Origin of the sequence: Amycolatopsis speibonae, assembly GCF_042647925.1 — a bacterium.
Lineage (GTDB): Bacteria > Actinomycetota > Actinomycetes > Mycobacteriales > Pseudonocardiaceae > Amycolatopsis > Amycolatopsis speibonae.
In genome coordinates, this window is sequence record NZ_JBHRWK010000039.1 from 47,942 (window position 1) to 61,171 (window position 13,230).

Below are 13,230 nucleotides of genomic sequence, written 5' to 3' on the forward strand. Positions count from 1 at the left end.
ACACCTTTGCCCACCTCTCAATAACCGTTCTTGCCACTCGCGAGGGCCGCCACCAGGAACAGTCCACAAGCGACGGCCGCCGACACCTGAAGTCCGGCGGTGCAAGCGGCCCGAGCGGCATCGAGCACTTCGCCGGCTAAACGCGGCGAAAGCCCCGCAGCAGCCGCTTCCGCTTGAGCGGGGCCCGACAGAGCGAGCCGCCGAGCCGCCTCGGGTACTCCGGCCGGGACGGCGAGGTGACCCGCGTACACGGCGGCGGCCAGGGAACCGAACACCGTCGTCCCGAAACCGGCGCCCAGTTCGTAGCCGGTCTTCTCCACCGCCGCGGCGCCGCCCGCCTGGTCGGCCGACGTCGCCGAAAGCAGGGTGTCGGTGCTCGACGTGAGCGCGAGGGCCATCCCCAGCCCCAGTCCTGTCAGACCTGCGCCGAGGAGCACCGGCGACGTCAGCGTGGCCGACCCGGCGGCCGGGACCAGCAACGACACCGCCGCCACCGCGAACCCGGCCGTGCGGACCCGCGCGTTGCCGAAGCGCCCCAGCAGCGAAGGGGTCGCCACGCTGCCGACGGCCGACGCGCCCAGCACCAGGAGCAGCCGGGCAGCCGCCGCTGTCGGGGAGAGTCCGAGCACCACTTGCAGGTACTGGGCGAACAGCAGGCCGAGCCCGACCAGCGTGCTCATCACCAGCAGCACCCCGCCCACCGCGGCCCGCACGCCGGGCAGCCGGAACAGCGTGAGGTCCAGCAGCGGCGGATCGGTCCGGCGCTGGCGGCGCAGGAACAGTCCGATGAGGACACTCCCGATCACGCCCGAAGCGACGGCAGACAGCCAGGACCCCGGGTGCCCGATGGCGAAGGCGATCCCGAGGACACCGCCCGCCGCGAGGGCGGCGCTGAGCGCGTCCCACGGCCGCCGCCCCGGCGGGCTCCGGGGGAGCCAGCGCAGGGCCAGCGCGACCGCCGCGAGGATCACCGGCGGGTTCAGCAGGAACGTCGCCCGCCAGCCCCACGTCTCGACGAGCACGCCGCCGAGGATCGGCCCGAACACCGAGCCGGTCCCCGCGATCCCGCTGCACACCGCGATCGCCGTGCGGCGATGCCGCTGCTCGGGGAAGAGTTCCCGGAGCAGCGACATCGTCACCGGCATGATCATCGCGCCACCGCAGCCGAGCAGCGCGCGGAAACCCAGCAGTATCGGCACGTTCGGAGCGAACGCGCAGCCGAGCGACGCGACCCCGAACACGACGTACCCGCCGACCAGCACGCGTCGCCGTCCGTACCGGTCGCCGAGGGTGCCGAACGGCAGCAGCAGCGGCGCGGCGGTCAGCGGGTAGATCGCCACGATCCACACCTGGGCCGCCGCGCCCGGCCGCAATTGCCGGACGAGGTCGGGCAACGCGACGTGCAGCACGGTCGCGTCCACCGCGACGAGGAAGAGCCCGGCGCCGAGTACTACCAGGAGCGGCCAGGCGCGGTCGACCGCTCGCTCGGCCCGGGCCGTGGTCACAGGAGCCCGGCCAGATGCCTCGCCACGACATCGACGTGCGGCGGGTCGACGACCGACAGGTGATGCGCCTCGACCGGCACGATCTCCAGCTCCGGGCACAACTCCGCCCAGCCCGCCGCGAGATCCGTGCGCGAGTACCGCGGTTCCATCGCCAGTCCGGCCGCGTACTGCTCGACAGCCCGGTACAGCACGACCCGGCCGTCGTAGCGGCGGGGCGTGGCGCGTTCGGCCGCCAGTGTGTCCAAAAAGGACTGACGCTGATGCCGGAGCACGCCGGGGCTGAGCAGGCCCGCATCGGCGACCCGTCGCATGGTCAGCTCGATCTGTTCCTCCTCGGGCAGTGGCGTCAGTTCCTCGTGGCCGAGCCGGACTTCGCGGCCGTAGGTCCCTTCGACGTAGCCGGTGAACCGGAGGAATCGCCTGGCGGACGACGCGCGCGGATCGAGGTCCGGCTCGGGGAGCGGGAGCATGGTGTCGATCAGCGCGACGAACTCGACCTCTTCGCCTTCCTCGGCGAGCCGTGCGGCGACGCCGTAGGCCAGCGCCCCGCCGAAAGACCAGCCCGCCAGCCGATATGGCCGGTCGCGGCGTTGCGCCCGCACCAACGGCAAGAGGTGTTCGACGCGTTCCTCGATGCTGACACCGGGAACGCGTTCGAACCCGACGCACGGCACCGCGGTGGGCAGCCGGTCCAGCAGCGGCCGGTACACGGTGCAGGTGCTGCCGCCCGGGTGGAACAGCAGCAGCGGCGCGACCCCTGTCTCACCTGGGGCGAGGACGTGCACCGGGCCCTTTTCCTCCCGCGTGTCGAGGACGGCGCGGGCGACGTCGGCGATGGCCGCGAGGGAGTCGTGCCGTCGGAGTTCGGCGGCGTCGACAGGCGTGTCGAGTTCGGTGCTGAGCCCTTCGGCGAGCAGTTCGGCCAGCCGGTCCGGTGTGGCGGTCTCGGTCAGCCGGACGTGCGTGCCGCCCGCGTCGGCGCCGGTGTGCTCCTGCCACAGGCGCAGCACCAGCCGGTCGGCCGCGTCCCAAGCCCTGCCGCGTGAGGGGCGCGGATCCTCGTTCTCACGCGGCGCGAGGTCGCGGTTCAGATCGGCGAGGGTGGCGCCCCGGAGCACGCCGGCGGCGTCGGGTTCGATGCCGAACTCCCGGCGGACGGCCTCCCGGATCCGGTTCGCCATCAAGGAATCCAGCCCGAGGTCCACCAGCGGGACGTCGATGTCGATGCGGTCGGGACGCAGTCCCATGACGGCGGCGACGATCTCGGTCAGCCGGTCACCGCCACTGCTCTTCGCCGGTTCGGGCTCTTGGGTGCGCGCGGCGAACGAAGGAGGCTCCTCGGCGGTGGTGTACCAGTGTCGTTCATGCCGCCATGGCATCGGCGGGACGTCGACCAGCCGGGCGCCGTCGTCCGGAGCGGCGGTGGTGATCCGCGTACCCGCGCAGTACAGCTCGGCCGCGGCGGCGCCCAGCGCGCGGACCTCGTCCTGACCCCGGCGCAGCGTCCCGGTGACGACGGCGTCGTGGATCCCCTCGGCCGCGAGCGTCCGCGCGACCGAACCCCGCAGGATCGGATGCGGTGACACCTCGAGGAAGACGCGGTGCCCGTCCGCGGCGGCGGCCGCCACGGCCTGCCGGAACCGCACCGGACGGCGCAGGTGCGTGGCCCAGTACCCGGCGTCGAAGTCCGGCAGCTCCCGCGGATCGGCGAGAACCGTGTCGTACCAAGGCACCGCCGGGCGGCGGCCGCCCAGTTCGACGAGCGCCTCCCGGAGCGCGGGCAGCACCGGGTCGACGCGGGCGGAGTGCCCGGCGACCTCGACAGGCAGCCGCCGCGCGGTCAGCCCGGCCGCCTCGAGTTCCGCGACGAGCAGGTCGAGGACGGTCGCGTCCCCGGCGACGGTCAGCTGACCCGGCGCGGATTCGACGGCGAGTTCGATGTCCGGGTACAGCTCCAGTTCCTCCGGCGCCAGCTCCACCGCCGCCATCGCACCGCCCGGCCCGATGGTGCCCAGGAGCCGGGCCCGGGTCGCGACCAGGTGGACGGCTTCGTCCGGGGTGAGCACGCCGCTCACCACGGCGGCCGCCGCGGAGCCGAGGGAGTGCCCGACGACGGCCGCGGGCCGGACACCGAGCGCCTCCCACTGGGCGGCCAGCGCGATCTGCGTCCCGAAGATCGCAGTCTGGGTTTCGGGCAGGGACAAGGGATCCTCGGTGGTGAGCAAGGCGCGCAGCGAGCGGCCGGTGTGCTCGGTGAACAGGTCGTGGAGCTTGTCGACCTGGGCGGCGAAGGCGGGTTCGGCGGCCAGCAGTCCCCGGCCCATCCCCGGCCACTGGGAACCGTGGCCGGAGAAGACGAACACCGGGCCGTCGGTGCCCAGCGCGCTACCGGTGACAGCGCCCGCGGGCAGCGGATCGGCACCGGCGCCGACGGCTCGCAGCAGGATCGCCAGCTCGGCGGTGTCCCCGGCGACGACGGCGGCGCGGTGCGGTCCGCCGTTGTCGCGCCGGAACAGGGTGTGGGTGACGTCGGCGAGGGAAGGTGACGGCGTGGATTCCAGCCAGCTCGCCAGTTGCGTCGCGCGTTCGGTGAGCCTGTCGCGGGTGCGGGCGGACAGCAGCCCGATCCGGACGTCCGCGCGCTCCGGTGCCGGGTCCGCCGACGGGGCCTGTTCGAGGACGACGTGCGCGTTGGTCCCGCCGAACCCGAACGCGGACACTCCCGCCGTCGCGCGGCCGGACCGGCGTGGCCAGGGCGTCGGTTCGGTCACCACTTTCAACCGCAGGTCGTCGAAGGGGATGTGCGGGTTGGGTGCGGCGAAGTGCAGCTGGGGCGGCAATTCGTCACGGGTCATCGCGAGCACGACCTTGATCAGCCCGGCGATCCCCGCGGCCGCCTCCGCGTGCGCGATGTTCGTCTTCACCGAGCCGATCAGCAGCGGGGCGTCGGCCGGGCGGCCCTTGCCGAGAACCGCGCCGAGCGAGCGAGCCTCGATCGGGTCGCCCAGCAACGTGCCTGTCCCGTGCGCCTCGATGTAGTCCACAGTGGACGGGTCGAGCCGGGCGCCGTGGTACGCCGTGCGCAGCATGTCCTGCTGGGCGACGGGGTTCGGTGCCGCCATGCCCTGTGACCGGCCGTCGGAGTTGACCGCGGTGGAGCGGATCACCGCCAGCACCCGGTCGCCGTCGTACTCGGCGTCCGCCAGTCGTTTGAGCACGACGACGCCGCAGCCTTCGGCACGCGCGATGCCGTCGGCGTCGGCGGCGAACGTCTTGCACCGGCCGTCCCCGGCGAGCAGGCCCGCCGCGGCGAACGCGGCCGTCGGCCCGGGCAGCAGCATGAGGTTCACCCCGCCCGCCAAGGCGAGATCCGCCTCGCCGTCGCGCAGCGCGCGGACCGCGTGGTGCACCGCGACCAGCGAAGACGAGCACGCGGTGTCCACCGCCATGCTCGGTCCGCGCAGGTCGTAGACGTAGGACAGCCGGTTGGCCGAGATGCTCCCGGCCGCGCCGGTGGCGGTCCACAGATCCACGCCGCCGCCGGACATCGTGAGGTGCCCGTAGTCGTGGGTGGAGATGCCGGTGAACACGCCGGTCCGGCTGCCGCGCAAGGAGACAGGGGCGATCCCGGCGTGCTCCAGGGCCGCCCAGGCGACCTCCAGCAGCATCCGCTGCTGCGGGTCCATTGTGGACGCCTCGCGCGGGGTGATGCCGAAGTGTTCGGCGTCGAAACCGGCCACGTCGTCGAGGAAGCCGCCGACGATCGGCGCCGCGTCGGCGTTCCACCGGCCCGGTGGCGCGGTCCGGACGGCGTCCCGTCCGCCGCGCAGCAGGTCCCAGAACTCGTCGAGGCCGTTCGCCCCCGGCCAGCGGCAGCCGAGGCCGACGACGGCGACCGGATCGGTCTGGCGGCGGTCCGTGCCCGCCGGTTCCGGCTCCGGTTCGGCGCCGCCGGTGAGGGACCGGGCGAGGTGGTCGATGGTCGGGCTCTCCCACAACAGGGTGGCCGGGAGCGGGGTGCCGAGCAGGTCTTCGAGATCGGCGGCGATACCGACGGCTTGACGGGAGGACAGGCCGTAGTCGCTGAGCGGGCGATCGGCTTCGAGCCGGGTCGCTTCCACGCCGGTGTGCTCGGCGACCGTGTCGAGCAGCCAGCGGCGGATCGCGGGGGTGTCGAACGACGGGTTTCTCATCGCGCCAAGGCCTTTCCGTAGTCGCCGGCGAGGTAACGGTCGCGGCAGGCGCTACGCGCGATCTTGCCGCTGGAGGTCCGCGGGACCAGGCCCGCCGGGACGAGGACGACGTCGCACAGCGCGAGGCCGTGCGCGTCGGAAACCAGCCGCCGGATCGACACGGCGAGGGCGCGTTCGTCCTCTGTGGTCAGTGCGGTGTGACCGCGGTGTTCGGCGACGACGACTGCGGCTTCGGTGTCGGAGCCTTCGATGGCGAACGCGGCGACACTGCCCGGACGGATGTCGCGGTCGGCCGCGGCCGCCGTCGCTTCGACGTCCTGCGGATAGTGGTTGCGGCCGTCGACGATCAGCAGGTCCTTGATCCGGCCCGCGATGTAGACCTCGCCGTCGTACCGGACGCCGAGGTCCCCGGTGCGCAACCAAGGCCCTGCCGGGAGCCCGTCGTGGTCGCCGGTCAGCCGGGCGCCGAAGGTCTCGGTGCTCTCCAAGGGTTTCTGCCAGTAGCCGGTGCCGACGTTGGGGCCGTGGACCCAGATCTCGCCGACCGAGCCGTCTGCCAGCGCGACGCCGGTTTCCGGGTCGACCAGCGCGACCTGCTGACCCACCGGGACACCGCAGGCGACCAGCCGGAGCCCGTCGTCGGCCTGTCGCGCCGTCCCCGCTCCCAGCGCGGCACGGTCGAACGTGGTGACGCGCGGCGGTACACCGGTGCCGGTGGTGACGAAGACCGTCGCCTCGGCCAGCCCGTACGAGGGTCGCGTCTTCTCCGGCAGGTAGCCGGAATCGGCGAAGGCGGCGTGGAAGCGGTCGAGGACGTCGGGATTGATCGGCTCCGCGCCGTTGACGATCGCGGCGACGCGGTCGAGGCGGAGCTTGGCGCGGTCTTCCTCGCGCACCCGGCTCGCGGCGTAGTGGAACGCGAAGTTCGGGGCGGCGCTCCAGCTTCCGTTGAAGTCGCCGAGCAGTTCCAGCCAGCGCACCGGGCGCTCGATGAACGCCAGCGGATCCATCAGCGCCGACCGCATGCCCATCGCCAGCGGGGTGATGAGGCCGAGCACGAGACCCATGTCGTGGAACAGCGGCAGCCACGAGACCGTGGTGCCCGTCGCCGGGTCGATGCCGAGTCCGTGCACCGCCTGGCGGACGTTGGCCAGCACGTTCGCGTGGGTCAGCACCACTCCTGCCGGGCTGCGGGTCGAACCGGAGGTGTACTGCAGATACGCCACGTCGTCCGGCACCGGATCCGGGGCGGGCCACGCGCGGGTCGGCCCCTCGGCGGGCTTGTCGGCCGCGACGACGGCGACGCGGTCACCGCCGGGCAGACCGGCCAGGAACTCGCGGACCGCGTCCTCGGCTGCGGCGGTGGTGACGACCGCGGTGGGGGAGCAGTCGGTCAGCACCGCGGCGAGTCGTCCGGCGTGGCCGGGCAGTCCGGGATCGAACAGCGGCACGGCGATCGCCCCGGCGGTGATCGCGCCGAGGAAGGCGACCACGTAGTCGGCGCTCTGCGGGCACAGCACGGCCACCCGGTCACCGGGCCGGACGGGCAGCGCCCCCGCGACGGCGTCGACGCGCTCCCGGAGCTGCTTCCAGGTCAGGGTCCGCCGTCGCCCGGCGCGATCGGCCGAGAAGTCGGCGAAGGTCAGCGCGGGCCGGTCGCCGTCGGTGTCCGCCCAATGCCGGAGGCAGGCGGGGAGGGTGGGGCCGGCCGTGGCGGGCAGGTTTTCGGGGGCCAGGGACATGGCGTCTCCTCGGGTGTTCAGGGCGGGGGTCGTACGGGGATCAGCGGCCGAGCGGTCCGGCGGCGTGCTGCCAGGCGGCGACGGCCAGAGCGTCGAGGTCGAGGCCGGTCGTCCCGGCGTCACGAAGCACGACCAAGACGTCGTCGGCGGCGATGGCGACGGTGCGCAGACGCAGTCCGGGCAGCTCGGGGGGCTGTCCGGGCAGCGTCAGGAGTTGTTCGTACGAAAGGGTTTTCGCGCCCGGAACGACGGGTGCGGGGTGGACGGTGACGGTCGACAGCGCGGTACCGGCCGCGTCGTCGACCGTCACCTTCGAGCACCGCCCTGCCTGCGCGGCCCACGCCGCCAGATCGGGCGGGTTCGTCATACGGGCGACCAGTTCGGACACCTGGCCGCCGGGCACGGCGGACTGGAAACCCTGGCCGGCGGCGTTGTCGCCGACCAGCCTGCCGTGGACGACGTCCCCGCAGCCGCCGACGTCGACCCGGCTCTCCTTACGGTCTGAGGTGGACAGTGCCGAAGTCAGGTCGAAACCGTCGCGCGCGGACGCGTGCGGGACTGTCTCCTCAGGTAAGAGAGCAGCGGTCGGAACAGTGGGGGAAGGCGGTGCCGCGGCCGCCTGAATCGATTCTCCAGGCATGCCGGAAATGGTGGCCACCGCGGCGGCGGAGACGACGAGCGCACGAATTCGGGCAGTCATGAATAGCCCTTTCGGAAGGGTCCTGAGGGGGTCACGGTCCCTTCGGTGGGACGTAAGCGCCGGGGTCGCTTCAGGGGACGCCGAACCCGGGCGGCACGACGAAGGCTACGGCGGGAAATCGAATACCGGAAGGCGTCAAGAGAACGTAAATGTCCTTCGTGTACTGGGTGTGACCTGCTGCTTCGGGACTTTTCGCAGGTGCGCGACACAGTCTGGTACTGCCGTGCCAATGTCGTTCACTGTCCGTGAGCGATGGGTCACCCTGATGGGGGAGGTGGAAGGTTTTCTTGTTTCCCTGGCATTCACATTGTCCTCCCGGATTGTGGACAGGACAATTGCTTGGAGAGGGCTCTTCCGCTTAACGTGGTGGCACCTCCGGATTTCTTTCGCGAGTAATCGCCGTCACATTTTCGAATTCTGTCGAACGACCGGGACAAAGGATCACGTATGCGCAATACTTCGAGGCGGCCGCGGGTCGTCGCGGTGCTGGCGGCCGTGGCGTGCTTGCTGCCGAGCGTCGCCGTCGCCCCGGCGCGGGCCGAGGGCGGTGTCCCGGACGCCCGCGCGGACGACGGCTCGCACGTCGTCGCACAGACCACTGTGGACGGTGACCCGCGAATGCTGGATCTCACCGTGCGCTCGGTCGGCGTCGGGAGCTACGCGATGGTCCGGCTGATCCTGCCGTCGCGGTGGGCCGCCGAACCGGACCGGAAGTGGCCGGCGGTGTACCTGCTCGCCGGGGAGACGCGGCTGCAGGACTATCGCGGCTGGACCACCAACACCGACATCCGGAAACTCGCCGACGACTCCGGCGCTTTGGTGGTCATGCCGGGTTCCGGTTCCGCGGGGTTCTTTTCCGACTGGTGGAATTACGGCAAGAACGTCGTCCTGAATCAATGGGAGACCTTCACCGCCGTCGAGATCCCGCAGCTGATCGATCGCGGCTATCGCGGCGACGGGCGGCGGGTCGCGGCCGGGCTCTCGCTCGGTGGATACGGCGCGGTGGAACTGGCCGCTCGAAGGCCGGGAGTGTTCCGGTTCGCCGGTTCGTTCAGCGGCAATCTCAACCCCACCGGACCGTACGGCGAGCTGCTGACCAGCGCGATCGTCGCCTCGGCCCGGCAGGATCCCGAGGCGCTCTGGGGCGACCGGCGGCGCGAGGCGTCCCGCTGGGACGCGCACGATCCGCTGGTGAACGCCGACCGCCTGCGCGGCACCGAGCTGTACCTGTCGACGGGCAACGGCCTGCCCGGGCCGTTCGACGGGAAGCTCCCGATCGACGTGCTGCCCGGCGCGATGCTGCTCGAATTCCTGTGCTCGGGCCAGACCGCCGCGATGGCGGACCGGCTGAACCGGCTCGGCGTCCCGGTCATGACGGACTTCTACGGACCCGGCACGCATCACTGGGCGTACTGGCAGGACCAGCTGCACAAGACCTGGCCGCGGATGCTGCGCGCCCTCTCGGCGCCGGTGAAGGCGGGGGAGATGTCGTGACACGTCCATCCTTTGTGGTCACCGGGGCTTCGAGCGGGATCGGACGGGCCTGCGTGACCGAACTCGTCCGGCGGGGCGCCCACGTGTGGGCCAGTGTGCGCACCGACGCGGACGAATCGGATCTCGCCCGCGCCTATGGCCAAGCGGTCACCGTCCTGCGGATGGATCTCCGGGACACCGCGTCGATCGCGGCGTGCGGGGAGAAGGTCGCGGCGGCGGGGCCGGTGCGGGGTCTGGTCAACAACGCCGGGATGGCGCGGCCGGGACCGCTTGAGCACGTCCCGCTCGAGGACTTCCGGCAGCAGCTGGAAGTCAACGTCACCGGTCAGCTCGCCGTCACGCAGGCGATGCTGCCCGCGCTGCGGGCCGCGTCCGCCGCCAGGGTGGTGACGGTCGGGTCGATGGGCGGGCGCATCGCCGGTCCGATGGTCGGGCCCTATCACACGTCGAAGTTCGCGCTGGTCGGCTTGACCGACAGCCTGCGCGCGGAACTGGCGCCGTCTGGCATCGACGTCGTCCTCGTCGAGCCCGGCGCTGTCGCCACCTCGATCTGGCCGCGCGCCCGCGCCGCCGCGGAAGAAGTACGTGCCGCTTTGCCGGAAGCCGCGCGGGAAAGGTATGGGGCGCAACTGGACGAGGCCGAACGCAGCGCGGAGCGGTCGGCGCGCAACGGGGTACCGCCCGAGCGGGCGGCCCGGGTCGTGGTCCACGCGCTGACCGCCCGCCGGGTCGCGCCGCGCTACCTGATCGGCCGGGACGCGCGGATCGCGGCGGCACTGGCGAACCTGCCGTTCCGGCTTCGCTACCGGCTGACGGCGGCGAAGCGGTGACCCGGCTGGTCGTGATCGTCGCTCCCGGTTCGCGGGGCGACGTCCAGCCGTGCATCGCCTTGGGGCGCGGTCTCCATGGCGACCGGGTCCGGGTGCTGGCGGCCGAACGGTTCCGGGCTTGGGTGACCGGGCACGGTCTGGAGTTCGCGCCGCTCTCGGCCGATCCCGGCGAGATCCTCGGTTCGGACGGCGGCCGTGAATGGACCGAGGGCGGGCGCAATCCCGCGACCTTCCTGCGCGGGCTGCGAGGCGCGCTGGCTCCCGTGCTGGAGCGCCTGCTGGCCGATGTCCAGCAGGGAGCGACGGGGGCCGACCTCGTGCTCGCCCCGACGCTGGGTTTCCTCGGCGCGCATCTGGGCGCGTCACTCGGCGTCCCCGACGTCGAACTGCACTATCAGCCGAGTGTGCCGACAGGGACGTTCGCGCATCCGTTGCTGCCGTGGGCTGCCAAGGCCGGACCGTGCGGACGGCGGCTGAGTTTTCGCGCCGTCGACGCCGTCGCCTGGCAGGTACTGCGGCCCGAGGTGGACCGGTGGCGAGAACGGGCGCTCGGCCTCCCCGAGGCCGGATGGCGTGGACCACGGCGGGCGGAAACCGCGGTGCTGTGCGGGTTTTCCGGCGCCGTCGTGCCCCGGCCGGAGGATTGGCCCGCCAGGGTCCACGTCACCGGGTACTGGTTCCTCGAAACCCCCGCCGCGTGGCGGCCGGACCCGCGACTGCGGGACTTCCTCGCCTCAGGGCCGCCTCCGGTGTACGTCGGTTTCGGCAGCATGCGGCCTTCGGAGGCGGAGCGGACCTTCGACGCCGTCCGCACGGCGTTGCGGCGAGTGGGGCTGCGCGGCCTGCTCGGTACCGATGCCGAGTCCGATGAGGACGATCTGCTGACGGTTCAAGACGTTCCGCACGACTGGCTCTTCCCCCGTACGGCGGCGGTGGTGCACCACGGCGGCGCGGGCACGACCGCGGCGGCGTTGCGCGCGGGGGTTCCGGCGCTGGTCTGCCCGGTCTTCTCCGACCAGCCCTACTGGGGCGATCGGGTGTCCCGCCTCGGTGCCGGACCGAGTCCGCTGCCGCTACGTGAGCTCACCGCGGACGCCTTGACCGCGCGGCTGCTGGAACTGTCCGGCAACCTCCTGTTCCGTCGCGGGGCGCAGTACGTCGCCGGGCGGCTGCGCGAGGAAGACGGGGTGGCGCGAGCGCGCGAAGTGCTGCAAAGAGTGGGCTAGCTGTCGAGATCTATGCGTTTCGCATACACTTGTGGCATGGAATCGACCCTTGAGGCAGCGATCAACGAGTGGCACGAGAGCGTCAACGACGGCGACCTGAGGCGATCGGCGGGAGCCGTCGGCGATCCGGTCGTCGTTCTCGGGCCGAAAGGGGCCGGGCCGATCACGTCCGAGCAGTTCGCCGACTGGGTGCACCGCTCGGGAATCACACTGGACCCGCGATCATGGCATCCGGTCAGCGATCGGCTCATGGTGGTGGAGGAAGACGCGACCTGGCCCGAGAGCAAAGGGCCGACTCGTGTGGCGACCGTGTTCCGGGTGGCCGAAGGCCGGGTCACCGCGGCGCTCCGGCTTCCCGATCTGAAGTCGGCGCTCGAACTGGCCTACCTCTGCCGCGAGATGGCGGCCACCGAATGAGCGGCCCCGGGCAGGCCCTGTTCGCCTTCGTGCGGCACTGGGCGCGCCGGTCGACGGCCGATGACGCCGCTGATCAAGGCCGGCTCGTCCTCGTCGGCGAGGCCGTCCACTCCCTGGCCGAACGCGGGGTCCCGGCGACGGTCAACGCGATCGCCGTCGAGATCGGCATCGACCAAAGCGGCGTATCGCGGCTGGTCAAGGCCGCGATCGAGGCGGGCTACCTGGCCATGGCGGCATCCCGGACCGATGGGCGCCGTCGCGAGGTTTCGCTGACCCCGGAGGGCCGGGCCATGCTCGACGAGGCTCACCGTTGGCAGGAACAGATTTTCGCTCAGCTGACCGTCGGATGGAGCGCGCGGCGGCGCCGCGACTTCCAGCAGGCCATGGGTGACCTCATCGAGCGCTCCCGCTCGCTGAACGCTCCGTGAGATAGGTGGCGAGGCGGCCGAAGCAGGACTGCCAGCCTTCGGCGTGGCTGTCGCGCTCCGCCACGGTCTCGAAGATCGCTTGGTGGAAGGACATCTCGGTTTTGCCGTCGCGGTCGGAGAGGATGATCGTGACGAGGGTGTCGTGTCCCCGCGCGCCTTCCGGCTCCTCCCAGGCGAAGCTGAAGACGAGCCGTTCCGGCGGCGCGATCTCGTGGTAGACGCCTGAGGCCCACAGTTCGGTCTCGCCGTCGCTGACGCAGATGCGCCAGCGGCCGCCTTCGGTGAGGTTGACCGTGCAGGACTTGGCGGTGAATCCGGCCGGACCCCACCAGTGGGCGAGATGGTCCGGATCGGTCCAGACCCGGAAGGCGAGCTCGCGGGGTGCGTCGAGGAGGCGCGTGATCGTCAGGTCGGGCATCGGTTCTCTTCCGCAGGGTATTCAACCGTCTGGTTGAATTCTAGTGCCGCTGTCAACCGCGGCGTTGAGTCGCGTCAGGCCGAGGGCGTCTTCGGTGCCTACTGGGCGGGGCGGCGATGACCGGTGGGTCGGGTTGGTCGTGAGTGGCAAGTCGCGTTAGAACGACACTTGTTACTAGTACGGCAGCAGCAGTGTGTGATGTGGCGGCGTGTCGTGGGTATGAGGACGGCCACCGCGTGATCGACTTCAAGGTGTGTTGGATCTCGAAGAGGACGCG

10 protein-coding genes are annotated in these 13,230 nt (G+C 71.8%); 5 read left to right on the forward strand and 5 right to left on the reverse strand.

What is annotated here, in order from left to right; all coding sequences use genetic code 11:
* Positions 1–17: 17 nt before the first annotated feature.
* From ACFOSH_RS25285 to ACFOSH_RS25300, 4 genes are read right to left on the reverse strand one after another with little or no spacing between them, the layout of a single operon-like run.
* A complete protein-coding gene (locus ACFOSH_RS25285; RefSeq protein WP_378241540.1) occupies positions 18–1,505 on the reverse strand; it encodes an MFS transporter in 1,488 nt (495 codons plus the stop codon).
* Positions 1,502–5,698, reverse strand: a complete 4,197-nt coding sequence (locus ACFOSH_RS25290; protein WP_378241541.1) for a beta-ketoacyl synthase N-terminal-like domain-containing protein — start codon at positions 5,696–5,698, stop codon at positions 1,502–1,504. Before ACFOSH_RS25290 ends, ACFOSH_RS25285 begins: the two co-directional genes overlap by 4 nt.
* Positions 5,695–7,440 (reverse strand): fatty acyl-AMP ligase, encoded by a 1,746-nt coding sequence (locus ACFOSH_RS25295; RefSeq protein ID WP_378241542.1) that lies wholly within the window; start codon positions 7,438–7,440, stop codon positions 5,695–5,697. Before ACFOSH_RS25295 ends, ACFOSH_RS25290 begins: the two co-directional genes overlap by 4 nt.
* 40 nt (positions 7,441–7,480) lie before the next feature.
* Complete coding sequence (locus ACFOSH_RS25300) at positions 7,481–8,140, reverse strand: hypothetical protein (protein ID WP_378241543.1); 660 nt, start codon at positions 8,138–8,140, stop codon at positions 7,481–7,483.
* Between the two features lie 447 nt (positions 8,141–8,587).
* On the opposite strand from ACFOSH_RS25300, the gene ACFOSH_RS25305 reads away from it, so the two are divergent.
* The 5 genes from ACFOSH_RS25305 to ACFOSH_RS25325 are packed head-to-tail and all read left to right on the forward strand — an operon-like array spanning position 8,588 to position 12,535.
* A complete protein-coding gene (locus ACFOSH_RS25305; RefSeq protein ID WP_378241544.1) occupies positions 8,588–9,634 on the forward strand; it encodes an alpha/beta hydrolase in 1,047 nt (348 codons plus the stop codon).
* Entirely contained in the window at positions 9,631–10,464 is an 834-nt protein-coding gene (locus ACFOSH_RS25310; RefSeq protein ID WP_378241545.1) for an SDR family NAD(P)-dependent oxidoreductase, read from the forward strand. Before ACFOSH_RS25305 ends, ACFOSH_RS25310 begins: the two co-directional genes overlap by 4 nt.
* A complete protein-coding gene (locus tag ACFOSH_RS25315) occupies positions 10,461–11,690 on the forward strand; it encodes a glycosyltransferase (RefSeq protein WP_378241546.1) in 1,230 nt (409 codons plus the stop codon). The genes ACFOSH_RS25310 and ACFOSH_RS25315 overlap by 4 nt, the downstream gene beginning before the upstream one ends.
* Positions 11,691–11,726: 36 nt before the next feature.
* Positions 11,727–12,107 carry a hypothetical protein gene (locus tag ACFOSH_RS25320; RefSeq protein ID WP_378241547.1) on the forward strand — a complete coding sequence of 127 codons (381 nt, stop codon included), beginning with the start codon at positions 11,727–11,729 and terminating at the stop codon, positions 12,105–12,107.
* On the forward strand, positions 12,104–12,535 hold the full coding sequence (locus ACFOSH_RS25325; RefSeq protein WP_378241548.1) for a MarR family winged helix-turn-helix transcriptional regulator: 432 nt from the start codon (positions 12,104–12,106) through the stop codon (positions 12,533–12,535). Before ACFOSH_RS25320 ends, ACFOSH_RS25325 begins: the two co-directional genes overlap by 4 nt.
* Here ACFOSH_RS25325 and ACFOSH_RS25330 read toward each other — a convergent pair.
* On the reverse strand, positions 12,501–12,953 hold the full coding sequence (locus ACFOSH_RS25330; protein WP_378241549.1) for an SRPBCC family protein: 453 nt from the start codon (positions 12,951–12,953) through the stop codon (positions 12,501–12,503). The two genes, ACFOSH_RS25325 and ACFOSH_RS25330, sit on opposite strands and share 35 nt — an antisense overlap.
* Positions 12,954–13,230 lie beyond the last annotated feature (277 nt).